Genomic DNA, 26,926 nt, shown 5'->3' on the forward strand with positions numbered 1-26,926 from the left:
TCGGCGCGGTCCGCCGTCGCGGGGATGGTCAGCGCGGCGGGTCGGCGTCGGTGTCGGCGCCGCGCGGCGCGGCGAGCGGCCGCGGGGTGCCCCGGGGATGCGGGACGGCGAGCTGCGGCGCGGTGGCCGTCCGGCCAGGGGCGGTGGACCGGTCGACGGGGTGGGCCTCGGCGCGGGCGGTCAGCGTCGCGTGCAGGTCGACGGGCAGCTCGGCGTCCACCCGGAACTCGGCGGTGGGGGCGGGGACCGTTCGTTCCCAGCCGGTTGCTCGCCGGGTCGTGCGCACGTGCCACCGGCCGGGGCCGCCGGCGCGCAGCAGCAGGCGCCGCCCGGCCGGGGTGGTGACGTCGAGGGCGGCGGGCTCGGGTGGGCCGCCGGGATCGGGCCGGCGGGCGGCGGCCAGCGTCACCCCGGGTGCGAAGTGGAACAGCACGGCAAGCTGGTGTCGGCCGCCGCCGCTGATCCGGTCGGTGACGGTGAGGCCGTCCGCGTCGAGCCGCCAGGTGCGCCAGTGGACGGGCCGGCCCGGCAGGTGGCGGTAGCCGTCGTGCCCGGCGGTCAGGGTCGCCACCCCGTCGCGGTGGCGCAGGGTGACCAGGGTGGGGCGGGCGCGGCGGCCCGCGCGGAACGCTCCCCAGACCTCGGTCGAATCGACGCCGTCGATGGTGACGGTGCTGTGGGCGGCGGAGCCGCGCTCGGCGTCGCGGCGTTGCCCGGGGGCGTAGGTCGAGGTGCCCACGTCGACGAGCAGCGGGCGGTCGTCCAGCCACAGCAGGAAGCCGAGGGTGTCCGCGTGCGCGTGCGCCGGCAGGTCGTCGGGGCAGGGCAGGCCGACGTCCGCGAGCAGATGCCAGCCACCGGCCGTGAGCGCCGCCAGCCCGCTGTCCGCCAGCAGCAGGCCGCCGGACCGGCCCCAACCCCCCGCGCCCGCGGCGGCCGGCACGCCGGGCCGGCCGGGAACGCCGGCGAGGCTGGTGATGCCGGTGGAGCTGGTGTTGCGGGTGATGCGGGTGGAGCTGGTGGCGTCGGCGAGGCCGGTGGCGCGGTCGGACGGGTCCACCTCGGGGCCGGGCGGGGGTGGCTGCGCCGGGACCGAGGGCAGCAGTCGGCGCAGCAGCTCGGGACGCACCGCAAACCCGTCGTTGAGCAGCGGCACCGTGCCGTCCGGACCGAGCACCGCGCCGAGCCAGGCCCGCATGCGGGTGATCGCGTCGAACAGCTCGGTCGGCACGGCCCACCCGCCCGCGGCGAGCAACCCGGCGACGTCGTCGAGGTCGGCGAGCACCTGGCAGTGGTAGGACGGAGACCGCTCGTAGTGGCCTCCGTCGTCGAGCACCTGTCGGCGCGTCTCGCGCACGAGCTGGTCGACCCGGCGGTGCAGCCCGCTCGGGTCGTCGGCGGCCACCGCCAGTGCGATCAGAGCCTTGATGTTCTTCACCAGGTGGTTGCCCCCGACGTCGGTCTCCAGGTGGATCCGCAGGAACGACCGGTGGACGCCCAGATCGGCGCGCAGCACGTCCCGCGCGGGGGTGTCTCGGGCCAGCATCGGGCCGAGCGCGCACAGCGTCCAGGCTCGCAGCGAGGCGACGTAGGGCGACCAGGCCACCGGATGACCGACGGCCACCGCCGTGCGCCAGCCGAGGTAGAGCCGCGCGAACAGGGCACGCTCCCGATCGCCGCCGGGCGCCAGCGCCCACGCCCAGTCCCAGTAGTGCAGGTGGTAACGCCACAGCAGCGGGGCTCCGGCCTGTTCCCAGTCCCAGCCCGCCAGATCGTCGTCCACGTCGCCGACGGGGTCGAGCGGGTCGGCGTGACCGAGCCGGCGGGCATGGCCGAGCAGGGTCAGCCGGCCGAGGGCGAGCTCGTCGACGGTCGGCCCCGCGGGTGGGCACGTCTCGTCCACGGCGACGAACCCGGCCGGCCACGACCCCGACGACGGGCGGCCGCGCAGCATCGTCACGGCCAGGCGGGGATGGCGGCGCAGCACGGCGCGCTGTCCGCGCAGCCGGGCGCGGGCGGCGACCTGACGTGGTCGCAGGCGTGCGACGGTGCGCAGGTAGCGAGCGAGATCCGTCGACGGGTTCATGCGCCGACCGGTCCCCTCGCGGCGCCGGCTGGTCCGACCGGACGGGCGGGGAGGGTGCGCTGCGGGGGCACCGGTGCTGCCCGCCTGGCGCCCGGCGCGGCCTGCGCGGCTGCGCTGTCCCTGCCGGATGCACCGGTACTGCTGGTACTGCTGGTACTGCCAGGGGTGCCGGTGCGGCCGAGTGCGCCGACGGTGAGTTCGTACCAGGCGTAGTAGAGGCAGAACAGCAGCCCCTGCCGACCGTCGCGCCAGCCGGCCCGCAGCAGGTACATGTAGCAGAACAGGGCCGCCGGTTTCGCCGGGACGAGCGGGAGGACGACCTCCTTGGCGACGGTGCGACCCAGCGGGCGGGTCGAGCCGCCGGGATGACGGATCTCGCTGCGGATGCGGGAGATCCGCTCGCGCAGGGCCGGCTGGGCCGCGCGGCGCTGCGCCTCCAGCTCGGCGTAGCGCACGTGCTTGTGCAGCCAGGCGGCGAGGCCCTTGCGGTCCTCGTCGATCAGGTCGGCAGCCAGGCGCGCGACCGGACCGGCCACGATGGCCCGCTCGCCGTAGCTGACACTGGCGTCGAAGGAGGCGGCCCGCCGGTCGAGCAGACGGGCCTGCCAGCTGTTGGCATACCACCCGCTGTGGGCGATCCACCGGCCGTCGAACACGAGCCGGCGCCGCTGGCTGAAGGCGGCGCTGTCCTCCGTGCCCAGCCGTCGGGCGATCTCCGTGGCGAGCTCGGTCGAGACCCATTCGTCGCTGTCGAGGAAGAACACCCAGTCGTGGCTGACCTCCGGGGACATCATGGCCCGCTGACGCTGGCCCGCGTAGCCCTGCCAGGGGATGTGCCAGACCGTGGCGCCGGCGCGACGCGCGAGCTCGACCGTGCCGTCGGTCGAGCCGGAGTCGACGACGACGACCTGCGCGCACCAGCCGACAGAGCGGACCGCCCGGACGATGTTCGGTGCCTCGTCGCGGGCGAGGATGATCGCGGTCACCGGAACGGATCCCGGCGCGGGCACCGGGCCGACGGAGTGCTCCCCGGCGGCCCTGTCCACGCCGGCCCTGTCCACGCCGGCCGCTGCGTCCTGCCGGGCGGTGTCGTAGGGGACGGGCCAGCCCGAGCCGTCGCGGGCGGGCGGGGCCGGCCCACGGGAGTCGGCGGTGAGCGGCTGGCTTCGGGCGATCACAGCGCCGGTTCCTTCGCATCGAGCAGCCAGGTGAAGTAGTCCACGGGATCGAACGGGTTGCCGGGTTCGGGCTGCGGGGTCAGCGTGAGCGCGGCGTGCATCGCCGCCGCGAGGTCGTCGGCGGACTCGTCCCGGTACGGCACGAGCACCGGACCGGCGACCTCCGCGTTGTGCCCGGTGCCGCGGGCGATCACGGGCACACCGGCCAGCCGGGCCTCGGCGAGGGGATAGCCGAAGGACTCCGCCGTCGTCGGGTACAGCAGGGCGCCGGCCCGTCGCTGGTGGCCGCGCAGGGCGTCCGGGGTGAGCCGCCCGACGAAGCGCAGCGACCGGCAGGCGGCGAGACCCTGCTCCCGGGCCTCCTCGTCGGTCGCCGTGACCACGATCGACACCGACGCGCCGGTCTGCTGGGCGACCATCGCGGCGGCGGTGTCGGCGAGGCGCAGCAGCCGGCCCATCGGCTTGAACGAGGCGAACAGCACCGGGCACAGGATCGCCCCGCGGACGCGTTCGTCTTCGCCGGGCCTCGCTGGCTGCGGGGACAGCGGGTGGGGCCGGACGACCAGGCGGTCGCCGAGGCGCGGCAGGGCGGTGCGGACCCGTTCGGCCATCGACGACGCCGGCACGACGACGACGTCGGCGCGACGGGCGAGCAGGCGCACGACCGGCGCGGCTCGGGCGATGTCGGCGGGCAGCCCGCGGGGCAGTGCCCGAACCTCGGCCGGTGTGAGGAAGTGCAGCGCGTTGCGCAGCAGCACCCAGCGTTCGCCCCGGGTGGCGAGGTACCCGACGTTGTTCAGGGCGACGGTGCGCCGGTAGCGGCCGAGGCGTTCGCGGCGGGCAAGCCAGCTCGGCGCGACGCGCCGGCCGCGGCCGATCAGGCGGACGCCGGCGCCGGGGCGCGGTGCCAGGAACCCGTCGAGCTCGGTCAGGAACCGCAACGCGCCGCCCATCTGCGCCCCCGCGCAGTCGACGAGAACCGGGCCGCTCGCCCCGCTCACGCGGGCATCCCGGCGGGCACCGCGGCGGGTGGGCCGGCGGCCGCGGTGCCCGCCGACCACCCGTCGCGGCGGGCGTAGAGGTATCCCGACGGGGCCCCGGCGAGATCCCGGACGCGGCGCAGGTCGTTGTCGAGCAGGGTCACCTCGAACCCGTGCCGGCGCAGCCGCGCGACGAGGTCGGCCGGATCGCCGAACCCGGGGTGCACCTCCATCACGAGCCTGCCGACCGCGTCCAGCCAGTCCGGCTCGCCGAACAGGGCGAACTCGGAGCCCTCGATGTCGAGTTTGAGCAGGTCCACCTGGTCGACGCCGCCGGACTCGAGCACCTGGGCCAGCGTCAGCCTCTCGACGTCGCCGTCCCAGTGGGTGGCGCCCTGGCGTGCCGCCGCGTCGGCGAACACCCCGGTCGACGGTCCGACCAGGGCGTGCAGGAGCTGGATGCGGTGGGAGACGCCGTTGGCGGCGGCATGGTTGACGAAGACGGAGGCGAAGCCGCGCTGCGCCTCGACGGCGATGACGTCTGCCCCCGCCCGGGCCGCCAGCACCGAGAACAGGCCCTGGTTCGCCCCCAGATCGACGACGATCTCACCGGCTGACGGCGCGAATCCGGGCAGCGCGTGGTAGACCCCGCGGCAGTACATCTCCCGGGCGCCGCCGAACGACCCGCCGGGCAGGGTGACCTGGACGCCGGGCAGCGGGCGGTAGGTGTGGCTGCCCCGGGCCATGGCTCGGTCGGCGGCGTCGAGGGTGCCGGTGCGCAGGACGGCCGGGGCGTGGCGGACGATCGCGGCGGCGAAGCGCACGGCCGTGGGGCCGCCTGCCACGGCGGCGACGGCGCGGACGTCGCCGATCAGCCGGCGAAGACGGTCGGGCCGGCGGACGGCCCGGGCCACCGGGGCGGGGCGGCCGGCGGCGCGGCGGTCCGCGGCGGCCTGCTCGGCGATGCCGACCCCGAACGGTCGCGGCCGGTGGTCGAGGTCGCGCAGGGCGGGTCCGATGTCGAAGGCCTTGTCCTCGGCGAGGCGGGCGATCTGCTCGGCCCGCAGCCGCGGCGCGCCGACGCGGCGTTCGTAGGCGCGGGCGGCGGCGAGGACCGGGCGGGCCGGCACCGGCACGCAGTACACCCGGCGGCCCTCGGCCGCCGCGGCCGCGGCGACGATCTGGCCCAGTGACAGCGCCCGCGGACCGGCGACGTCGTAGCCGCGGCCGACCGCCGCGTCGGCGCTCAGCGCCCGCAGCACGGTCGCGGCCAGGTCGTCGACGTGCACCGGCTGGTGCAGCCGCCGGCCGCCGCCGGGCAGCGGCAGAACGGGAACGCGGCGTACCAGCGCGAGCAGCCGGGCCATGTTGCGGTCGTCCGACCCGCCGTAGATCATCGTCGGGCGGATGATCGTCCACTCCAGCCCGCTGGTCTCGATCGTGTGCTCGGCCGCGATCCGCACGCGCTTCGACGGCGGGTCGAGCGCGGTGAAGATCCCGGTGGTGGACAGGAACACCGCGCGGCGGATGCCCGCCGCCCGGGTCGCGGACACGATCGCGTCGGCGTGGCCGAAGCCGAGGGAGGCGAGGTTGAGCAGGACGGCACAGTCCGCCGCGGTGAACGCCGCGCTCAGCCCCGCCGGATCGTCGAGGTCGCCGGCGACGGCCGCCGCTCCCTGCCGGCGCAGCGCCGCCGCGGCCGTGGCGCTGCGGGCCAGCCCGACGACCTCGTGACCCTGCGCGAGCGCGCGTGGCACCACCCGGCTGCCCAGGAAGCCCGTCGCGCCGGTGACGAGAATCCTCATGCCAACGCCTCCGGTCCGGGTGCCGTCGCCGGCCGCGGCCCGGTGGGGGCCCGGTGCGGGGCGGGCGCCGCGGCCCGCTGCGCCGGGACCGGCGCGTCCGGTGCGTCTGGTGCGTCCGGTGCACCGGTGCTCCGCCCGGCGCCGCCGGGGCGGGCCGGTTCGTCGGGGTCGAACAGCAGTTGGCGGTACTGCCGGGCGAGGGCGTCGCGGTCGAAGTGCCGCTCGACGTGCGCCCGGCCGGCGCGCCCCATCCGGGCCCGGCGGTCTGGGTCCGCGGCCAGCTGCGCGACGGCGGTGGCCAGCGCCGCGGGATCTTCCGGGGGGACGACGACCTGCCCGGCGGCGGTGAGGATCCGAGCGGCCTCGCCGCGCACCGCGCCGATCACCGGCCGACCGGCGGCGAGAAGCTCGAACATCTTCGACGGGATGAACACGTCGAACATCGGCACGTTCCGCAGCGGCACCACGCAGAGGTCGGCGGCCGCGACGACTCCCGGCACCTGCTCGCGGGGCACGCTGTCGTGCAGCACCGTGTTCGCCAGTCCCAGGTCGCGGACGTGCTCGGCGAGCCGGCGTCTGTCGGCGCCCTCCCCGACGAAGGCGAACCGGATCCGCGTCTCGCCGGGTTGGGCGTGGCCGGGTCTGGCGTCCTCGAGCCTGGTGTCCTCGAGCCGGGCGGCGGCGTCGGCGACCGAGGTCAGGCCGTGCGAGATGCCGTGGGCGCCGATGTAGAGCACGAGCGTTTCCGGGCCCGGCGCGCCCAGCCGCGCGCGCAGGCCGGCCGGGGCGACGGTGTCGGGGTGGAACCGGTCGAGGTCGACGCCGTTGCGCACGACGTGCACCTTGTCCGCCGGGATGCCGCGGCGGACGATGTCGTCGCGGAAGCCCTCGGTGACCGTGACCACGGCGTCGGCGGCGCGATAGGCGGCCAGTTCGAGGCGTTCGAGCAGGCCGAGGACGCGCGGGTCGGTGATGACGCCGAGCTGTTCGAAGATGGCGGGCCACAGGTCGCGCACCTCCACGACCAGCCGGGCCCGCCGCAGCCGGGCGAGCAGCCACGCCGAACCCAGCGGGAAGAAGGTCGGCGAGGACACCACGACCACGTCGCACGGGCCGGTCCGCCGGCCGCCCAGCAGGACGCTCGAGACCATGAACGACAGGTGGGACAGCGTCTTGCGGACCACGCCCTCGTTGGGGGTGGCGTACAGCCGGGTCCGCACGACGCGGTAGCCGTCGACCCGCTCGGTGCGCAGCCAGGCACCGCGGTACTCGGGTGGGATCACCCCGGTGGGATGGTTCGGCATCCCGGTGAGCACGGTGACGTCGAGGCCGTCGGCCGCCCACGCTCGGGCCGTCTCCGACAGCCGCGCTTGCGGCGCGCCGATCTCCGGAGGGAAGTAGTGCGTCACCACCAGGACGCGGCGACCGGGCAGGGTGGACACGGAGTACGACCTCCAGCCGTCGACGACCTATCGCTAAAAGTAGCGTAGTACTCACTTGGAGTGATTATCGGTAGTGTGACCGTCCGCGTGTCGCGGCGACCTCGTCCCAGGCGGGCTGCCCGAGCGGCAGCCGGAAGCCCCGCGCGTCGAGCCAGCCCCGCTCCTGCCCCTGGCCGAACAGCAGCAGCTCCGCCCGGCGGCACGCGGCGCTCAGCGGCGGCAGCCACTGCCCGGTCGGCTCGGCGGCGCGCAGCAGCCCCCGGACCGCTCGCGCCGGCAGCGGGTGCAGCGGCCGGCCCGGCGCGAACGTCTCGTAGAGGCTGCGCACGGTGTGCCCCTCGTAGGGGTGGGACACCACCAGGGGTGCGCCGTCCGCCGCCAGGATCGCGGCGACCGCCGCGCCGACGTTGCCGATCAGTGCAACTGGCACGGGCTGACCGCCGTCTCCGCACGTCACCAGGGGCCAGCGCCGGCAGAACGCGGCGAAGGCGGTCGTCATCCGCCGTCCCGAGCCGTGCACGGAGGGGGGTCGGTAGAGGGTCACCGCGACGCGGCCGGCGGCCGCCGCGTCGCGCAGGAGCTGCTCGCCGAGGGTCTTCGACCGGGCATAGGGGTTCACGGGCGCGTAGCGGAGACTTTCGTCGAGCCGGTCGACCCGGCCCTGCACCGCCGCGGTGCTGACGTGGACGAGCCGGGGCACCCCCGCCCGCTCGCAGGCGTCCGCGAGCAGCCGGGGCCACGCGGCGTTGCCCCCGACGAGCTCGGGTGACAGGCGCGCCGCCGACACCGCCACCCCCGCGGCGTTGACGACCGCCCCGACACCGTCGAGCTCGGCGGCGAGCCCTGGCAGATGGGGCCGGTACGCGCGCTCGGGGACCCCGGTCAGGGCCTCGCCGTCGACCGCCAGCCGGCGCGCCGGACGGGGCAGCACCTCATGGCCGGCGGCGGCGAGCGCCGCCGCGCACGCGGCGCCGATGAAGCCGGTGGCGCCGAACAGGGCGACCCTCGTCATCGGGTCGTCCCCGGCGCCGCCCGACGGCCCGGCTCGTCGTCGGTCCGCCGCTGGGTCGGCAGCCGGGCGGGCTGGCGAGGCGGTGGCGTGGCGGGGCGAGTCGGGCGCGGGCGGGCCGCGGTACGGCCGCGCCGTGCCGCCCACCGAGGCGCGCGGAGGTAGGCCAGCAGCACCAGTCCCGCGGCGCCGTCCGCGGCGAGCCGACCGGGCAGGGGGCCGAAGGCGGCCAGCGACAGCACGACGAGCACCGCCGTCGTGGCGCCGACGAGGCCGGTGACCCGCACGTGCGACCAGCCGGCGATGGTCAGCCGCTGGTAGGCGTGCGAGCGGTGCGGGGAGTACCACTGCTCCCCGGCTCGGATCCGTCGCGCCAGCGTGGCGGTGGTGTCCGCCAGATAGAGCGCGCACGGGGCAAGCGCCGACTCCGGCGGGACGCCGGCCAGCACCGCCTGCACGGCGAGCACGGCGAGCACGGCCCCCAGCGCGTAGCTGCCGACGTCGCCGAGGAAGACCCGGGCCCGGGGGAAGTTGAACGGCAGGAAGCCGAGCGCCGAGGCGGCGACGAGGATCCCGCCGGCGGTCAGCGTGGGCAGGTCCCGCGCGGCGCCGAGGGCCGCGAAGGCCCCGCCCGCCAGCGCCGCCGTGACCGCGGAGATGCCGTTGATCCCGTCCATGAAGTTGAAGACGTTGACGAAGCCGGTGATCCAGACGGGCGCCGCGACGGTCACCAGCAGGACCAGGAGCAGGCCCGGTGCCGCGTCCCCGAGCACGGCGCCGAGCACCGCCATCGCCGCGACGACGAACGACGTGGCGGTGTGCAGGGCGAGCCGCCGCATCGCGGTGACCCCGCCGATGTCCTCGGCCAGCCCGATCAGCCCGAACAGGGCCGCAGCCGCGGTCAGCGGCAGCAGGTCGGGGGAGTCGGCGCCGCCCTGGGTGAGGACCAGGACGAGGACGCCCGCGAAGAGGCCGAGCACCACGGCGATGCCGCCGCCGCGGGGGGTCGGTGCCTGGTGCGAGGAGCGCGCCGTGACCTCGTCGATGGCGGCCAGGCGCCGCATGCAGACGAGGACGATCGGGGTCGCCGCCAGGGTGACGATGCACGCGGCGGCCGGCGCTCCCAGCATGCCGTTCCTCCGGCTCTGACACGTCGGGTGGAGTACGAGCGGCGTACATCGCTTAATGTAATGCATCAACTACACTACGCAGCAGGATGCGGGGTGCGGGTGTCCCGCGCGGCCGCCCCCCGGCCGCCACCGGCCGGGAACCGGGCTCGCCGACGCTCACCGGAGGCCGGAGGTTCGCGCGATGAAACAGGTGGTCCAGGCGGCATCCGGGGGAGCGGTGCGGGTGCTCGACGTGCCCGTGCCGGTCATCGGCCCGACCGAGGTGCTGGTGGCGACGGCGGCGACGATCGTGTCGGCCGGCACCGAACGGGCCGTCACCGAACTCGCCCGCGCCGGTCTGCTGGCCAAGGCCCGGGCCCGCCCCGACCTGGTGCGCAAGGTGACGGAGAAGGCCCGGACCGACGGCCTGGTGCCGGCGGCGCGCTCGGTGCGTGACCGGCTCGGCAGTGACGTGCCGCTCGGCTACAGCGGCTGCGGCCGGGTCGTCGAGGTCGGCGCGGCGGTCGCCGGCATCCGCCCCGGTGACCTCGTCGCCACCGGCGGCGCCGGTCGGGCCAACCACGCCGAGTTCCAGGCCGTGCCCGGGCTGCTGTGCGCGCGGGTACCCGACGGGGTGGAGCCCGCGGCGGCGGCGTTCGCCACCATCGGGTCCATCGCCCTGCACGGGCTGCGTCTCGCCGAGGTCGGGCCGGGATCCAAGGTCGTCGTCGTCGGCCTGGGCCTGGTCGGCCAGCTCGCCGCCCGGCTGGCGCTGGCCAGCGGCTGCGAGGTGGCCGGCATCGACCTGGCGAAGCTGCCGCTGACGACCGCCGCGGCGGTCGGCGTGCACGCGCTCGCCGAGGTCGGCGAGGCCACCACGGCCGCGGTGCGGGCCTGGAGTCGGGGCCGTGGGGCCGACGCGGTACTCGTCTGCGCGGCCGGCCGCTCGGCGGAGCCGGTGATGCGGGCGACCGCGCTGGCCCGCGACCGTGCGCAGATCGTCGTCGTCGGCGACGTCGGGCTGGGCCTGCTGCGCGCGCCGTTCTACGACAAGGAGCTCACCCTGCGCTTCGCCCGCTCCTACGGACCGGGACGCTACGAGCGCGAGTACGAGGACTGGGGGGTCGACTACCCGGCCGGCCAGGTGCGCTGGACCGAGGGGCGCAACCAGGAGGCCGTGCTCGACCTGCTCGCCGCGGGCCGGCTGCGCGTCGACGACCTGGTCACGCACGCCTTTCCCATCGACGCGGCGCCGCGGGCCTACGAGCTCGTCGCGGGCCGCGGCGAGCCGTACCTGGGCATCCGGCTCGACTACCCGGACGAGGCCCCCGCCCTGCCGGCGAGCCGCCGGCCCGCGGACGACACGGACGGGTCCGCCGCGCCGCCGCGCCCCCGGCCCCGGCCCCGCGTGGGGCTGCCGCGCCAGCGTGGAGTGGCGGCGGGGCGCCGCGGCAGCCGGGTGGGCTGGATCGGCGCCGGAACGTTCTCCGGGGCGGTGCTGCTGCCCGCCTTCCGAGCCGCCGGGTTCGACCAGTTCGTCACCGTCGCCTCCGCCGGCGGTCGCTCGGCGCGGTCGTTCGCCGACCGGCACGGGTTCGCCGGGGCGGTGGCCGGCGCCGACGCCGTCCTCGACGACGACGACATCGACGTCGTCGTCATCGCCACGCCGCACGCCACGCACGCGGGGCTCGCCGCCCGGGCGTTGGAACGGGGGCGGCATGTGTGGTGCGAGAAGCCGCTCGCGCTCAGCTTCGACGAGCTGGAGCGGGTGGAGAAGGCGGCGGCGGCCGGCGGCGGCGTGCTCGTCGTCGGCTTCAACCGGCGCTTCTCGCCCCCGGTCCGCGCCGCCCGCGCGGCCCTGGCGGCGCGGACCGGGCCGCTGTCCACCGTCTACCGGATCGCGGCCGGCGCGGTACCGGCCAGCCACTGGTACAACGACCGGGTCCAGGGGGGTCGCCTGCTCGGCGAGGTGTGCCACTTTCTCGACACCTGTGCGGCGCTCGCCGGCAGCGAGGTCGAGGCGGTCGCGGCACTCGCCGGGCGGGAGGCCGAGCTGCTGCTCGCCCCCGACCTGGCGGTGTCGCTGCGGCACGCCGACGGGTCGCTGTCGACCGTCGCCTACAGCTCCGCCCGGCCCCGCGGAGCCCGTAAGGAACAGATCGAGGCCCTCGCCGGCAGCCGCCTCGTCCGTATCGACGACTACCGGGAGCTCGTCGTCGACGGCCGGTCGGTGTGGAAGGGGGCCCAGGACAAGGGTCACCGCGACGCCGCGGCGGCCTTCCTGCGGATGTGCCGCGGCGGCGACGCCGCGGTGACCGCGGAACTGCTCGCGTCCAGCCGGGCCACCCTCGCCGCCGCCGACGCGCTCGGCGTCGAGGCGGTGTGCAGCCTCGGCGACCCGCGGGTCTGACTGAAACCGATTCTTCGCGACGACGACGACGACGACCGCCGCCGCCGGTCCGCCCCGGCGAAAGAAAGGATGAGGACGTGCCGCGTGCGCTGATTACCGGGATTACCGGTCAGGACGGGTTGTATCTGGGTGAGTTGTTGACCGCGAAGGGTTATGAGGTGTTCGGGTTGGTTCGGGGGCAGTCCAACCCGAAGGTGGCGGTGGTGGAGCGGTTGGTGCCGGGTGTGGTGTTGTTGGAGGGTGATCTGACGGATCTTCCGTCGTTGATCGGTGCGGTGGAGATCTCGCAGCCGGACGAGGTGTACAACCTGGGGGCGATCTCGTTCGTCGGGCTGTCGTGGAAGCAGGCGGAGCTGACGGGGGAGACGACGGGGATGGGGGTGTTGCGGGTGTTGGAGGCGTTGCGGATCGCGGGTGGTAACGACATGTCGCGGGTGCGGTTCTATCAGGCGTCGTCGTCGGAGATGTTCGGGAAGGTGCGGGAGACGCCGCAGCGGGAGACGACGCCGTTTCATCCGCGGTCGCCGTATGGGGTGGCGAAGACGTTCGGGCATTATTTGACGGTGAATTATCGGGAGTCGTACGGGGCGTTTGCGTGTTCGGGGTTGTTGTTCAATCACGAGTCGCCGCGGCGGGGGATCGAGTTCGTGACGCGGAAGATCACGCGGGCGGTGGCGCGGATTTCGTTGGGGTTGCAGGACTCGTTGACGTTGGGGAATCTCGAGTCGCGGCGGGACTGGGGTTTTGCGGGGGATTATGTGGAGGCGATGTGGCGGATGTTGCAGCAGGAGACGCCGGATGACTATGTGGTGGCGACGGGGGTGACGCACAGTATTCGGGAGTTGTTGGATGCGGCGTTCGGGCGGGTGGGGATCGGGGACTGGTCGGGGTTGGTGAAGCAGGATCCGCGGTTTTTCCGGCCGGCGGAGGTGGATGTGCTGGTGGGGGATCCGTCGAAGGCGCGGGAGGTGTTGGGGTGGACCCCGCGGGTGGGGTTCGAGGAGCTGATCGCGATGATGGTCGACGCCGACCTGGCCCTTGAGGCCGAGGCGGCCGCCCGCGAGCACCTGACCGCCACCGCGCCACCGCTGCCCGTCCGGCCACCGTTGCCCGTCCCGCCACCGCCGCCCGACGGGCCGGCCCCGGCCGTCGCCCCGCCCCGCTCCGCTCCGCCGCCCCGGCCCACCCCGCCGCCTCGGCCCACCCCGCCGCCCCGCCCCGCCCCGCCGCCTCGGCCCACCCCGCCGTCCCACCCCACCCCGCCGACCCGTCGCACCCTGCCGTCCCGCCCCGCTTCGCCGTCCCACCGCACCCTTGCGCCCCGCCCCGCTCCGCCGCCTCGGCCCACGCCACCGTCCCACCGCTCCTCGCCGGATCGCCCCACCGCGCCGCCCGCCGACGCGCCGTCCGCGGGACTGCCGGCCCAGGGGGCGTCCTCCGAGGCCAGGCCATGACCGAGGGGTCGGCCGGATCCGTCGGGGCGCCCGGACTCGTCGGGTCGGTCGGGTCGGCCGGATCGGCCGGGTCGGGCGGGGGTCGGGCGGCGCGGCCGCCCGGCCAGCGGATCCCCCGACCCGCGCGGGCGGTGCCGCAGGTGGCTCCGGGGCCGCATGCGGTGGTCGTCGCGGGCGCCCGGCCCAACTTCGTCAAGGCCAAGCCGGTCCTGGACGCCCTGGCGGCCGAGGGCTTTCGCACCACGCTCGTGCACACGGGCCAGCACTACGACGAGGCGATGAGCGGGGTGTTCTTCGCCGAGCTCGACCTGCGCCGCCCCGACCATCACCTGGCGGCGGGCTCGGGCTCCCACGCCGTGCAGACGGCGGCGGTGATGACCGCCTTCGAGCCGCTGCTGGAGCGGTTGGAGCCCGACGTCGTCGTCGTGTTCGGGGACGTGAACTCGACGTTGGCCTGCGCACTGGTGGCGGCGAAGGCGGGGGTGCGGGCCGCACACGTGGAGGCGGGCCTGCGCAGCGGTGACCGCTCGATGCCCGAGGAGATCAACCGGATCGTCGCGGACCATCTCTGCGCCGACCTGTTCGCCACCTCGCCGGACGCGGTGGAGCACCTGCTGCGGGAGGGTGCCGCGCCGCGGTCGGTCCACCTCGTCGGCAACGTCATGGTGGACACCCTGCTGGCCCGCCGCGACGAGGCGCTCGCCCGGCCGACCCTCGCCGAGCTCGGGCTGCGTCCCGGCGGCTACGGGCTGGTCACCCTGCACCGGCCGGCCAACGTCGACGACGCCGCGGCGCTCGTCGGCCTGCTCGGGGCGCTCGGCGAGATCGCAGTTCGCTGCCCGCTGGTGTTCCCGGCGCACCCCCGCACCGCGGCCCGGGTGGGTGGCCGGTTGCCCGCGGGGATCCGCCTGCTCGGGCCGGTCGGGTACCTCGACTCGGTGGCCCTGCAGGCCGGGGCCCGGATCGTGCTCACCGACTCGGGCGGAATCCAGGAGGAGTCGACGGTGCTCGGCGTGCCGTGCCTGACGCTGCGGGAATCCACCGAGCGCCCGCTGACGGTCACCGAGGGCACGAACCGGGTGGTCGGGCGTGACCGCCGGGTGGTCGTCACCGCGGCGATCGACACCCTGGAGCATCCGCCGCCGCCGCGGCGTCCGGCGCTGTGGGACGGGCAGGCCGGCCGGCGGATCGCCCGGGTGCTGGCGCAGGCGGTGGCGCAACCGTCGGCCGGCGGCGCGGCCGTCGGTCCGGTGACCCCGCGATGAGGACACGATGAATCGGCTACGTCGCTCTATGTGATTAATAAGAAACACTCTGTTCATGTCATCGAACAAGCTGGTGGTGGTCGGGCAGGGCTACGTCGGGCTCCCGGTGGCGATGCGGGCCGTCGCCATGGGCTGGCACGTCGTCGGGGTGGAGGTGGATCCCGACCGGGCCGCCCGGCTCGCGGCCGGGCGCTCCTACGTCGAGGACATCCCGGACCCCGAGCTCGCCGCGGCCCTGCGCAGCGGCCGGTACGAGCCGACCGGAGACTACGCGCGGGCCGCCGGGTTCGACGTCGCGGTGATCACGGTGCCGACCCCGCTGCGCGAGGGCGCCCCCGACCTGTCCTACCTCGTCGACGCGGCCCGCAGCCTGGCGCCGCTGGTCACCGCGGGAGCGACGGTGATCCTGGAGTCGACCACCTATCCCGGGACGACCGAGGAGCTGCTCGCCCCGCTGCTCGCCGAGGGTTCCGGCCTGCGGCCCGGGGCGGACTTCCACCTCGGCTACTCCCCGGAGCGCATCGACCCGGGCAACCGGACGTGGAACCTGGTCAACACGCCCAAGGTGGTCTCCGGCACGGGCCCGGCGTCGCTGGCCGCCGTCACCGCCTTCTACGACAGCCTGATCGAGCGGACGGTCCCGGTCGCCTCGACCCGCACGGCCGAGCTGACCAAGCTGCTGGAGAACACCTTCCGCCACGTCAACATCGCGCTGGTGAACGAGCTGGCGATGTTCGCCCACGAGCTCGGCGTCGACGTCTGGGAGGCCATCGACGCCGCGTCGACGAAGCCGTTCGGCTACCTGCGCTTCACCCCCGGTCCCGGCGTCGGCGGCCACTGTCTGCCCATCGACCCGTCCTACCTGTCGTGGCGGGTGCGCCACAGCCTGGGGCGCAGCTTCCGGTTCGTCGAACTGGCCAACGACGTCAACGACCACATGCCCGACCACGTCGTACGCCGGGTGACCGAGATGCTCAACGCCCGGCACCTGCCCGTCGCGGGCAGCCGCATCCTGCTGCTGGGGCTGGCGTACAAGCGCAACACCGGCGACGCCCGCGAGGCACCGGCGACCCGCGTCGCCGGCCTGCTGGCCGATCTCGGCGCCGAGGTGCGCGCGGCGGACCCGCACGTCGATCCGGCCCGGCTGCCGGCCCGGGTGACCCTCGTCGAGGCGGGCGCGGCGGAGCTCGCGGCGGCGGACCTCGTCGTCGTGCTCGTCGACCACGACGCCTTCGACCGCGACACGGTGGCCCGCCACGCCCGGCTCGTGCTCGACACCCGCCGCTGGCTGCCCGGCCCTCTCGACGTCCGGCGATCGGGCCCCGCCGCCGTGCCGATACCCGCCCAGGCGACCAGACACGATGACGCCGGACTCGCCGTGGAGTCTCTCTGACCCGCCCGTACGGCGACACGCCCGAAACTCACTGAACGAAGCTAACTATTTACAGCCAGGCGTTGAATCGGGCCTCCTCTTCCTAGGGTGATCTCTGAAAGTAGCAATCTACTTACGGAATGGAGGAATTTGATGCGAAGTTCGTTCCGCGTGGCACACCGGGTGGGACTGCGCCGGCTCACCGCCGGCGTCGTGTCCGGTGGCGTCCTCGCGGCCACCATGGTCGGTGTGGGGGTGAGTCCGGCCTCGGCCGTCGCCAACCCCTTGGCCTACGAGCAGTACGCCTATGGGACATCGGTCGCGCTGGGCGGCACGGTGACGTCGGGGCCGACGTTCCCGGCCGGGATCTCCTGCACGACCCTGCCGAACCAGGGGAGCAGCGCCGGGGGAGTCGTCAACATCCCCGGCGTGATCACGGCGGCCGCGGTGTTCCAGTCCGCGACCACCGCCGAGGCGGGTCCGAACAACAACCAGGTCGCGGTCACCCGTAGCACGGTGGCCAACGCGAGCATCCTGGGCGGGGTGGTCGGGCTCAGCGGCCTCGCCGTCACCTCGACCGCGGTCAACACCGGGACCGTCATCGCGAGCGCCGGCGCGGTCTCGCTGGGGAGCCTGACCGTGCGCGGTCTGCCGATCCCGCTGGGCGCCATCGGTCCGAACACGGTGATCGCGATCCCGGACATCGGCACGATCACGCTCAACCAGCAGACCGTCGCGGCGAACGGGATCCGCACCATCGGGGCGCGGGTGCAGATCCTCGCGGGGCCGAACGCCGGCCTGGACATCGCGCTGGGCTACACCCAGTCGCGTTTCCTGCCGAAGCCGCCGGTGTTCGTGACCGGGGTGGCGTACTCGAACCTGATCGCGGCGGGTCCGCTGTCGGTGAGTCCGCTCATCGCGCAGAGCGCTCCCTGCAACGGTGGATCCACCACGGCGAACCTGGCCGGCATCAACCTGCCGGGCATCCTCAACACCGGGGTGATCACCGCGTCGGGGGCGGCGGTCCTGGGTAATCCCACGCTGGCCGCCACGAAGATCACGTTGGCCAACATCAACATTCTGAGTGGGTTGATCACGGCCAGTTCGATCACCTCGCAGGCGAACGCCTCGAAGGGCAACGGCCAACCGGCCGTGATCGATGCCACCGGCACCCAGTTCGTCGGACTGTCGATCGCCGGGGTACCCATCCCGGCGAACGTGGCACCCAACACCTTCATCCCGCTGCCCGGCGTCGGGTACGTGGTGTTGAACCGCCAGATCCAGACCGCGAACGCGCTGGAGGTCCGGGCCGTCGAGGTGGTGATCCAGGTTGCGGGCGTGCTTCCGGTCGGGGCCGTGATCCGGCTCGGTGTCGCCTCGATCAACGCGTCCGACAACGGGGCGACCGCGCTGTCGGCGCCGATCAACGGGTACGACACCCTGGAGCTGTCCGCCCCGCACGCCGGCGACCTCTGCGGTGGCGTCGCGGACCCGGCGAAGTGCCTGGGGGTGAGTGACACGCTGTAACCCGCGGGTGGGCCCGCGATCTGGGTGTACCTCGCGGGAGGCGGGCGGGTGGGGGCGCTTTGCCCCACCCGCCCGCTCGTGCGTCCGGCGCCGGATGTCGCGCCCTGCCGCCCGAACTCTCCGTGAGTGCTGTATCTCTCTGTAGTCATGTCATGGCTGTAGGTTGAGCACGTCGTGGAGGGAGTACCGGCGAAGGGCGGGCGCCATGCGAGTTGTCGTCGCGACGGAGGCACGGTTCCATCGGGGAGGCGACGACCGTGTGCTGGCGCCCACGCCCGGTGAGGCCTACCTGCACTGGTGCAGCTACCTCGGCGTCTTCGACGAGGTCGTGGTGCTCGCGCGGGTCGGCGCGGCACCCGGAGACCTGGCGGCGACGGCGTCCTTCCCCGTCGAGGGCGAGCGGGTCCGCGTCGTCGCGCTGCCGCCCTACCAGGGGCCGGCCGGCTACCTGCGAGCCAGAAGATCGATACTCTCCGTGATTCGCGACGGGCTCGACGTGGGCGGTCAGCTTGCTCCCACCCCCCGCCGGCGCGCCGCGGCCGCGGGTGCCGCGCGCCGCGCCTTGCCGCCCGGGCCGATCCCGGCGCCGCGGTCGCCGGCCGGATCCCGCCCCGGCGCGCGGCCCGCCCGCTCGCCTTACGTCGTGGACACCCGCTACCTGGCGGTGATGCCCGGCATGGTCGGGGCCGCGCTCGTCACCGAGCTGCAGGCCCGCGGGCTGCCCTACGCCATGGAGATCATCGGCGACGCCGAGGCGGTGGCCGGCGGGATGTTCGGCCGCTGGGCGCGCCGGCCGGCACGGCGCTGGTTGGCCCGACGGGCCGCGGGAGCCCGGGCGGTCGGCTACGTCACCCGCGAGACGCTGCAGCGCCGCTACCCGCCGGCGGCCGGAGCGTTGACGGCCGCCTACGCCTACGGTCGCCTGAGTGCCCAGGACTTCGCCGCGGCTCGGCCGCGTGCCGCCCGGCCGCCGGTGCCGGCGACCCTGGTGACGATCGGCTCGCAGGACCGCCGGTACAAGGGCCACGACATCCTGCTGGCCGCGGTCGGCCTGCTCGACGCGTGGGGGCACCGGCTGCGCGTCGTCATCGTCGGCAGCGGGCGCCATCACTCCGCGCTCGTGCGCGCCGCCCAGCGTGCGGGTCTCAGCGACGTCGTCGAGTTCGTGCCGGCGCTCGACCGGGCCGGCGTGCGCGCCGTGCTCGACGCCGCCGACCTGTTCGTCCTGCCCTCCCGGACGGAGGGCCTGCCCCGGGTGCTCATCGAGGCGATGGCCCGCGGGGTGCCCGCGATCGCGACCGCGGTCGGCGGGAACGTCGAGCTGCTCGCGCCGCAGGATCTCGTCCCGCCCGAGGATCCCGAACGGCTCGCCCTGCGGATCACCGAGGTCCTCGCCTCGCCCGGCACGCTCGCCGCCATGTCCGCGCGTAACCGCGCCGCCGCCGAGGACTACCGCGGCGAGCGGCTGGCCGCACGGGCGTCGGCCTTCTACGCGGCGATCGCCGCAGACCCGCCGGCGGACGGCCGCGCGGCGCCGCCACCCCAGCGGGGGACGGTGGTGACGGCGGCGCCGGCCGCGTCGCCACCCGCGCGGACCCCGCAGCCGACGGACCGGCGATCATGACCGCGGACGCCACCTCGACCCCCGTCAGCGCCCTGGAGGCCACCGGACGGACGGCCCCCGGGGACACCCACGTCGATCGGCGGCCGCAGGTCCCGACCGGGCCCGCGATCGAGTCCCGCCCCGTCGCCCCGGCGGCCGGCGTGACCACCACGGCCACCCGGCCGGGGCCCGGCGACGCCGGTCGGCCCCGCCGCCCGGTGCGGGTGCTGGAGGTGCTGGGCCGGATGGATCGCGCCGGGGTGGAGCTGCGCGCGGTGAGCCTGCTCCGTCGGCTGGATCCGGAGGAGTTCCGGCTGGACTTCGCCGTCACCTCCGGCGCCCCGGGTTCGCTGGACACCGAGATCCGTGGACTTGGCAGCGAGGTGTACTACTGCCGGGCCGACTGGCGGTTCGGCTGGCGGTTTCTGCGGCTGCTGCGCCAGGTCCGCCCCGACGTGGTCCATTCCGCCGTGGCGACCTTCTCCGGGGTGGTGCTCGCGCTGGCCCGCCTCGGCGGTGTGCGTCGACGGGTGGCGTACTTCGTCAGCAGCGCCGACCGGCACGGCGACAGCCTGCGTGGCCGAGTACAGCGGGCGGTCGGACGCCTGCTGCTCGACCGGTTCGCCACCGATCTCGTCGCGGTGAGTGAGGCGGCGATGCGGGGGCTGTGGCGGGAGGACTGGCGGCTCGACCCGCGCTGCCGCGTCGTCTACAACGGCGTCGAACTGGAGCCGTCCGGGGTCGCCATCGCCGCGCGGCGCCGCGCCGAGGACCTGGCCGAGGACGAGCACGACGTCGTCACCCTCGTCCACATCGCCCGCCCGGACCCGCTGAAGAACCGTGCCCGCGCCATCGAGATCCTCGCCGCGCTGCGGGCCCGTTCGGTCCATGCGCGGCTGCGCGTCGTCGGCCGCCAGGACGACGCCGAAACCGCCCGCCTGAGCGCGCTCGCCGACCGGCTCGGCGTCGCCGAGCACGTGGAGTTCACCGGCGAGGTCCGGGAGATCCCCCGGCTGCTCGTGGCGTCCTCGCTGCTGCTGGTCACCTCGCTGCACGAGGGCATGCCCACGGTGGTGCTGGAGGCGCTCGCGGTGGGCACCCCGGTGCTCTCGGCGGACCTGCCGGGGGTCGTCGAGATCGGCCGCCTGCTGCCCGGGGTGGCCACGCTGCCGCTGGCCACGTCGGACGCCGTCTGGGCGGACACCGCCGACATGCTCACCGCGGTCCCACCGACCATCGAACAGCGCCGCGAGGCGATGCGGCTGTTGCGCCGTTCCCCGTTCACGATGGACACCTGGCAGCGCGACATCACGGCGGTGTGGTCCTAGGCGATGGCCGTCCCCCGCCGTGCCGCCGGACCGTGCCAGTCCCGGTGGCCGTACCCACCCGTCTCTGTGGCCCCCCTCCTGACCGCCCCGCCCACTCACACCGTCCCGCCCGATCGTGCCGTCCGGCTCGATCAGGTCGCACAGCTCGATCAGGTCGCCCCGCCCACTCGGACCGCTCGGCCCGATCGGGGCGCGGCGCCGTCGCGACGGGCGAGCGGGGTGGCGCTCGCCGGCTGCCTGCTGGCCCTGTTCGCGGTCGCGGCCTGGTCGTCGTCGTTCGCCGCGCTGGCGGAGCACTCCGCCGCCCGGCTCAGCGTCGCGGTGGTCGCCGGCTGCGTGCTGCTGTGCGTCCGGGCCCAGCCGCGTGGGGTGTGGGCCTGCTCGTCGGTCTACCTGATCACCCTGTCGGTGTTCCACTTCGGGGTGGCGGCGCTGTTCGCCACCGGCACCTCCTTCGACCGGATCCGCGCTCAGTACGACTTCCGCTGGCTGGGCGTCTACCCGATGAGCCGGCTGTTTGCCGTGGCCACCCTGGGGGTCGTCAGCGCCGCGGTGGGCGTGGCGGCGATGACGTGCCTACGGGCCGTGCGTGCCGGCGGCGAGAGCTCCGAGCCCGCCGCGATCCACCGGTCGGGTGCCGCCGCGGATCGAGCGGCCGGCGCCGTGGACTGGCCCGCCCCCGCGGATCGGCCGGCCCTCCCGGATCGACCGGACCTGCGTGCGCCCGTCGGATTCGCGTTGCTCGCGGTGTCGGTCCTCGGACTCGTCGCGATCGTGCTCGCCACCGGCGGAATCGGGCTGCTGTTCGGGTCGTACGCCGCGGTCGGCGAGACGGCGCTGCGCGGTCCGCTGGTGCCCTACGTGCTGCTGGGCCTGGGCCTGGGCCTCGTGCTCGCGGTCATCGGCGGGCCGAGCCGGTGGCGCACGGCGGCTCTGGTGGTGTTCGCCCTGTTCGCGGTCGTGGCGCTGCCGCTCGGGCTGCGGGGCGAGGTGATGTTCCCGGCCGTCGCGGCGGCGGCGGTGGCCGCCCGGCGACGCATCGTGGTACGCGGGGTCGTCGTCCTGCTCGGCGCGGTCATCCTGCTCGCGTTGATCGGTGGGCTGCGGGAGATCCGCCAGTCCGGCCTCGCCGCCACCCGGCTCGGCGCCATCACCTTCAGCCCCGTCGACGGGATCGCCGAGCTCGGGGCCTCGATTCGTCCGATCGGGTCGGTGCTCGAGTGGCGCGACGAGTTCGGCGAGCGCCCGCCCGCGGGCTCGACCTTCTACGGCCAGATCGACCGGTTGGTGTCCGGGCGGCTTCTCGGCCTCCCGCAGCCCCCCCAGTTCAGCGACGAGCGGCTGTTCAACGTGCTGATGCTCGATCGGGAGGGTCCCATCGGGGGGTCGCCGATCGCCGAGGCCTACTACAACTTCGGCGCTCGCGGCGTCGTCGGCTTCCTGCTGCTGACCGGACTCGTGGTGGCCTGGATGGACCATGGCCGGTCCGGGCGCGGGACGGACACGGCCTGCCTCGTCCTGCTCGTCCCGTTGATCACCGAGGTGCGCAACGCCTTCGCGGCGGTGCCGGTCCAGGTGATGCTCGGACTGGGCGTGCTCGGGCTGACCCGGGCCGCCGAGATCGTGGCCGCCCGCACCCCCCGCACCGCCCCCACCCGGGCGCGCCGGGATCCGCCGCGGCCCAGCCCGACTCGCCCGCGCCCGCCTCGTCGCGCCGGGCAGTCCGGGCAGATCGGGCGACCCTGGCAGACGGGGCAGAAATGGCAAAAAGGGCGGTCGGGGCGGGCGCCGGTCGGGCGGCCTGGGCAGATCGGGCGGCTACCGGAGCAGGTGGTGCGACGGGCCAGGCGCGCGGGGCAGCAGTCCCTGCCGGCGTGGTCCGAGTCGGCGGTGGCGGTGGGAGCGTCGGTCAGGGGGCCGTGGATGACGGTGGACCCCGCACCGTCCACGCTCGGTCGGCGGGTGGGCATGGCGCACCCCTACCGCGGGATCGGCCGGGTCGGCGCGGTGGTCACCGGGTGGCTGGGGTTGTCCGCTCTCGCCAGCCTGGGCCAGGCGGTGGTCACCGCGCGGATGCTGCCCCTGAGCGGGCGCGGGGCGCTGGTGGTCCTGCTGACGGTCTCCGCGTTGGGCTCGCTCGTCGGCGGGCTCGGCACGAACGTCGCGTTCCGTCACTACTTCGGCCGCGGCGACCCGCGGGTGTCCCTCGGCGACTACCTGGGCCTCTCCGCCGCCGCGGCCCTACCCGCCGCCGCCCTGATCACCGTGGCGTCGCTGCAGGTGATCCACCTGTCCGGCGGGGCGCGGGTGGATGCCGCTCTGGTGCTCGCGATCGCCGTCCTCGCCGCCGCGAACCTGCTCGCCGTGCAGGTGCTCGACGCGCTCAACGCCGCCGGCTCGATCGTGCTGGCCGCCGGGCTCGTCGCCGCCACCGGGCTCGCCCAGCTTGGGCTGCTGCTGGCCGGCCCGCGCCATCCGTCCCTGGCGCACATCCTGGTGATCCTCGCGCTGTGCTGGGCCGCGCAGGCGGTGACCGGGGTGACGGCGCTGGCCCGGATGGGCCTGTCCGTGCGGCCGCGGGCCGACCCGCGGGCCTGGCGGCTGCTGGTCGTCAAGGGCGTCCCCGCGCTCGGGCTCAACGTGGGCGCGACGATGGCGTTCCGGTTCGACCGGCTGCTGGTCGCGGCCTTCGGCGGCGCCGGCGCCGCCGCCGTGTACTCGATCGCCGCCGCCACCGGCGAGGCACTGCGACTGCTGCCCGGTTCGGTCGGCCAGGTGGTCTTCCACCGCGCCGCGCGGGGCGTGCTGTCCCGCGCGGCGCTGCGGACGGTGACCCGCAGCCTGCTCGCCCTTCTGCTGGTCGCCGCGGCCGTCCTCGCGCTCGCCGCGCCGTGGCTGGTGCGGACCCTGTTCGGGCCGGGCTATGCCGCGGCGGTCACCCCGATGCGCCTGCTGCTGGTCGCCGAACTCCTGCTGGCCCCGTTCCTGGTCGAGTGTCGGGCGTTGACGGGCCTCGGCCGCACCGGTGCGGCCGGTGGCGCCGGGCTGCTCGGCCTGGCCGTGTCGCTGGCGACCTACCCGGTGCTCGTGCCCTGGCGGGGACCCGCCGGCGCCGCGATCGGCAGCATGCTCGCCTACGCGCTCATGACGGCGCTGGCCCGCCGTGCGCTGCGGGGGGAGCTCGTCGCCCCGTTCGCCCGTCCCGCCGTGCCGCCGACGGTTGCCATTCTCCGCGTCGCCGACCTCGTCTCGCCCGTCCGGACCAGGTCGTCCGCGCGAGCCGGGCGGGGACGGTCGGCTGCCAGTCCTCGGAAAGGGGAGGCCCTGATGGCACCACATCCGGCGCGCGACACCCTCGTCGTCGAGCCGACCGCTCACGGCGGGCGGCTGGTGTTCTACCGCCGGGCGGCCGACGCCGCCTACTGGGACGAGCTGTGGGACGCCCAGCCCGCGGACTACCGCCGAGCCCGCGCGGGCCATCTCCCGCTTCACCTGCGCCGGGCCGTCCGTCGCCACCTGCGGCCGGGCGGCCGGGTCCTGGAGGCCGGGTGCGGGCCGGGGCAGTTCAGCGTCGCGATGGCGGCGCGGGGATTCGCCGTCGAGGCGGTGGACTGGGCGCCGCGCGCCGTCGAGCGGCTGCGCGCGGCCGCTCCCGAGATCCGCGTCTGGCAGGGCGACGTCCGCCGGCTCGACGTGCCCGACGGGCGGTACGACGCCGTCTACTCGCCGGGCGTGTGCGAGCACTTCGAGGACGGCCCGCAGGAGGTGCTGCGCGAGACCCTGCGCGTGCTGCGACCGGGCGGGATCGCGCTGGTCTCCACGCCGTGCTTCAGCCCGCTGCTGCGCGTCCTGAGCCGCGGCGCCGGGGCTGGTGGTGCCCGGGCTGGTGGCGTCGGCGCCGGTGGCGCCGGGTATGAGGGCGCCGGCGTTGGTGGCGCGGGCTCCGGCGGGGGGCCGGTCTGGCTGCCGCGGCCGCGTGCGGGTGCGGGTGAGTTCTACCAGTACGCCTTCACCCCGGCGGAGCTGGCCGCCGTGCTGCGCGCCGTCGGCTTCGAGCGGGTGCGGGCGCATCCCTACGGAGCGCTCGCCACGGCGCTGGAGTTCACCGCCGCCGGCCGGGCCGTGTCCACCCGCGTTCCCCGCCCGCACCTGCGGCCGCTGGAGGCCGCCCTCGACCTGCTCGGCGCGGCCCACCTGTCCGGCCGGGCCTGCCTGTGGGTGGCCCGCCGGCCGGCGCACCCGCCGGGGTCGAGCCGCGTCCCGCGACCCGCGGCGTCGCCCGCCGCCCTCCCGTCCACGACCCGGAAGGACCGTTCCGCATGAAGATCGCCACATTGGTCAAGACCGGGGACGGGCCGTTGTGGATCATTCCGCACGTGCTCGCCGCGCGGGAGTCCGGCGACCAGGTGGTCGTGCTGCTGCCCGCGCCCGACCACACCGACAGCCGGGTGGCGCGTGAGCTGACGGCGCTGGGGATCGAGGTCGTCGAGAGTCCGGCTCCCCGGCGCCGCGCGTCGCCGGCCGCGCAGATCGTCGGGATCGTTCGGCTGCGGGCGAGGCTGCGCGAGCTCGGCGTCGACGTCGTGCACTACCACCTGTACGCGTCGGCGCTGGCGGTCCGGCTCGCCACCCTGGGTACCCGGATCACCCGGGTCTACATGGTCGCGGGGCCCCTCTACCTGGACAACACCCCGATCCGGTGGGCCGAGCGGGTGCTGTGCCGGCTCGACCACCTGCTCATCGCGTCCAGCGCGGACATCCGCGGCCGGTACGCGGCCCTCGGACTGCCGGCGCACCGGATGCGCACCCTGTCCTACGGCGTCGACCTGGAGCGCTTCAGCCCGGCCGACGACGAGCGGCGGCGGGCGGCGCGGGCGCAGCTCGACCTCGGCGAGGACGAGTTCGTCGCGGTCTGCGTGGCCTACTTCTACCCGCCGAAGCGGCTGGTCCATCCGGGCCAGGGCGTCAAGGGCCACGAGGTGCTCCTCGCGGCGTGGGCCCGCTTCGCCGAGCGGGGCGGCCGCGGGACGCTGATCCTGCTCGGTGGGGGCTACGGCGAGGCCGGCGAGCGCTACCGCGAGCAGGTCCGGGCATGGGCCGCCCGGCTGCCCGGCAACGAGTGGGTGCGCTGGGTCGACAGCGTCACCGACGTCCGGCCGTTCTACGCGGCCGCGGACGTCAACGTCGTGTCGTCGTGGTCGGAGAGCTACGGCGCCGGGGCCGAGGCGTCCGCGTGCGGGGTTCCCTCCGTCGCCACCGCGGCCGGCGGGCTGCCGGAACTGGTCGACGAGGAGACCGGCTGGCTCGTCGGACTCGGCGATGCCGTGGCGATGGCGGACGCCCTGCAGGAGGCCGCGGCCGGCCGGCGCACGCCCGTGGCCCGCCGCCGCGGCGAGGCGGCCCGGGTGCGGGCGGAGAAGCTGCTCGACCGCCGGGCGCTCAGCCACGATGTGGTGGCGGCACTGCACCACGCCGCCCGCGTGCGGCAGGCGCCGCGCCGCGGGCTGCATCGGGCGCCGTCCCCGAGGCCCTCCTCGGGTCAGTCGTCCCCGTCCTCCCCGCCCTCCCAGCCATCCCGGCCATCCCACCCATCCCGGCCGTTCCCGTCGCTCTCTGCGCTCCTGGCGGCCCGTCGGGCCGGGAGGGACCGGCCGGACAGGGGGGCGTTGGCCGGGCAGGTCCGCCGGTCGTCGCTCGCGGCGCTGCCCGGTCGGGCGGCGCGGGCGGCCGTCCGCACCTACCTGCTGCGCACCGATCCGGTGGGGTACGCCCGCAGCATCGGGGTGCGGCTGGGCGCGGACTGCCGGTTCATCGGGGTCACCGCCGCCACCTTCGGCACCGAGCCCTACCTGATCAGGCTGGGTGAGCGGGTGGCCATCGCCGACGGCGTCCGGTTCATCACGCACGACGGCGCGGCGACCCGACTGCGCCGGGAGCACCCCGACATCGACGTGGTCGCGCCCATCCGGGTCGGCAACGACACCGCGATCGGGATGAACGCGATCATCATGCCCGGCGTCACGATCGGCTCCGACGTGGTGATCGCCGCCGGCTCCGTGGTGATGCGCGACGTCCCGGCGCGGTCCCTGGTCGCCGGGGCGCCGGCCCGGGTGGTGACCGACGTCGAGCAGTGGGAGCGGCGGATGCTCGCCCGCTCGGTGGGCACCGGGGCGATGAGCCCGCAGCGCAAGCGGGAGGTGTTCCTCGACCGGTTCGCGGCGGAGCTCGCGGCGGATCCGTCTGATATTGTTAGCACCGCTAATTAAATGGGCGCACGTCCTCCCGGGCCGCCGTACGGTGGGATCCGGCGGCCCCGCCCCGACGGGCGGGGCCGATCGAGCCCCGGTGGGCGCGGTCG

General features: G+C 75.4%; 15 protein-coding genes and 1 pseudogene. 9 read left to right on the forward strand and 7 right to left on the reverse strand.

Annotation, left to right across the window (positions count from 1 at the left end):
- Positions 1 to 28: 28 nt before the first annotated feature.
- The 7 genes from FRAAL_RS35760 to FRAAL_RS08925 form a co-directional block, all read right to left on the reverse strand.
- Positions 29 to 2,086: a heparinase II/III family protein gene (locus FRAAL_RS35760; RefSeq protein ID WP_011603219.1), complete on the reverse strand. Its 2,058-nt coding sequence runs from the start codon at positions 2,084 to 2,086 to the stop codon at positions 29 to 31.
- The gene (locus FRAAL_RS08900) at positions 2,083 to 3,264 is read right to left on the reverse strand and encodes a glycosyltransferase family 2 protein (RefSeq protein WP_011603220.1); all 1,182 of its coding nucleotides are present in this window, start codon (positions 3,262 to 3,264) and stop codon (positions 2,083 to 2,085) included. Before FRAAL_RS08900 ends, FRAAL_RS35760 begins: the two co-directional genes overlap by 4 nt.
- Entirely contained in the window at positions 3,261 to 4,265 is a 1,005-nt protein-coding gene (locus FRAAL_RS08905) for a glycosyltransferase (protein ID WP_041940328.1), read from the reverse strand. The genes FRAAL_RS08900 and FRAAL_RS08905 overlap by 4 nt, the downstream gene beginning before the upstream one ends.
- On the reverse strand, positions 4,262 to 6,049 hold the full coding sequence (locus FRAAL_RS08910; RefSeq protein WP_011603222.1) for an FkbM family methyltransferase: 1,788 nt from the start codon (positions 6,047 to 6,049) through the stop codon (positions 4,262 to 4,264). The genes FRAAL_RS08905 and FRAAL_RS08910 overlap by 4 nt, the downstream gene beginning before the upstream one ends.
- The gene (locus tag FRAAL_RS08915; protein ID WP_011603223.1) at positions 6,046 to 7,491 is read right to left on the reverse strand and encodes a glycosyltransferase family 4 protein; all 1,446 of its coding nucleotides are present in this window, start codon (positions 7,489 to 7,491) and stop codon (positions 6,046 to 6,048) included. Before FRAAL_RS08915 ends, FRAAL_RS08910 begins: the two co-directional genes overlap by 4 nt.
- A gap of 64 nt (positions 7,492 to 7,555) precedes the next feature.
- Positions 7,556 to 8,503, reverse strand: a complete 948-nt coding sequence (locus tag FRAAL_RS08920; RefSeq protein ID WP_011603224.1) for an NAD-dependent epimerase/dehydratase family protein — start codon at positions 8,501 to 8,503, stop codon at positions 7,556 to 7,558.
- A complete protein-coding gene (locus FRAAL_RS08925; protein ID WP_157734324.1) occupies positions 8,500 to 9,630 on the reverse strand; it encodes an MraY family glycosyltransferase in 1,131 nt (376 codons plus the stop codon). The genes FRAAL_RS08920 and FRAAL_RS08925 overlap by 4 nt, the downstream gene beginning before the upstream one ends.
- 181 nt (positions 9,631 to 9,811) lie before the next feature.
- Here FRAAL_RS08925 and FRAAL_RS08930 point away from each other — a divergent pair, with 181 nt between their 5' ends.
- The 9 genes and pseudogenes from FRAAL_RS08930 (at position 9,812) to FRAAL_RS08970 (ending at position 26,834) form a co-directional block, all read left to right on the forward strand.
- Entirely contained in the window at positions 9,812 to 12,019 is a 2,208-nt protein-coding gene (locus FRAAL_RS08930; protein WP_011603226.1) for a bi-domain-containing oxidoreductase, read from the forward strand.
- A gap of 77 nt (positions 12,020 to 12,096) precedes the next feature.
- Positions 12,097 to 13,074, forward strand: a pseudogene (locus FRAAL_RS08935) (GDP-mannose 4,6-dehydratase); the annotation flags it as partial.
- A gap of 395 nt (positions 13,075 to 13,469) precedes the next feature.
- Positions 13,470 to 14,738: a non-hydrolyzing UDP-N-acetylglucosamine 2-epimerase gene (wecB, locus tag FRAAL_RS08940; protein ID WP_231861583.1), complete on the forward strand. Its 1,269-nt coding sequence runs from the start codon at positions 13,470 to 13,472 to the stop codon at positions 14,736 to 14,738.
- A gap of 55 nt (positions 14,739 to 14,793) precedes the next feature.
- The gene (locus FRAAL_RS08945) at positions 14,794 to 16,131 is read left to right on the forward strand and encodes a nucleotide sugar dehydrogenase (protein WP_011603378.1); all 1,338 of its coding nucleotides are present in this window, start codon (positions 14,794 to 14,796) and stop codon (positions 16,129 to 16,131) included.
- Positions 16,132 to 16,263: 132 nt separating this feature from the next.
- Positions 16,264 to 17,637 (forward strand): choice-of-anchor P family protein, encoded by a 1,374-nt coding sequence (locus FRAAL_RS08950; protein WP_050997053.1) that lies wholly within the window; start codon positions 16,264 to 16,266, stop codon positions 17,635 to 17,637.
- A gap of 259 nt (positions 17,638 to 17,896) precedes the next feature.
- A complete protein-coding gene (locus FRAAL_RS08955) occupies positions 17,897 to 19,261 on the forward strand; it encodes a glycosyltransferase (protein WP_231861584.1) in 1,365 nt (454 codons plus the stop codon).
- Positions 19,258 to 20,568 carry a glycosyltransferase gene (locus FRAAL_RS08960; protein ID WP_011603381.1) on the forward strand — a complete coding sequence of 437 codons (1,311 nt, stop codon included), beginning with the start codon at positions 19,258 to 19,260 and terminating at the stop codon, positions 20,566 to 20,568. The genes FRAAL_RS08955 and FRAAL_RS08960 overlap by 4 nt, the downstream gene beginning before the upstream one ends.
- A 66-nt stretch (positions 20,569 to 20,634) precedes the next feature.
- Positions 20,635 to 24,891 (forward strand): O-antigen polysaccharide polymerase Wzy, encoded by a 4,257-nt coding sequence (gene wzy / locus FRAAL_RS08965; protein WP_162137462.1) that lies wholly within the window; start codon positions 20,635 to 20,637, stop codon positions 24,889 to 24,891.
- Positions 24,888 to 26,834, forward strand: coding sequence for a glycosyltransferase (locus FRAAL_RS08970; protein ID WP_011603230.1), 1,947 nt, complete (start codon positions 24,888 to 24,890; stop codon positions 26,832 to 26,834). The genes wzy and FRAAL_RS08970 overlap by 4 nt, the downstream gene beginning before the upstream one ends.
- The last annotated feature ends 92 nt before the right edge of the window (positions 26,835 to 26,926 follow it).

The organism is Frankia alni ACN14a (genome assembly GCF_000058485.1).
Lineage (GTDB): Bacteria > Actinomycetota > Actinomycetes > Frankiales > Frankiaceae > Frankia > Frankia alni.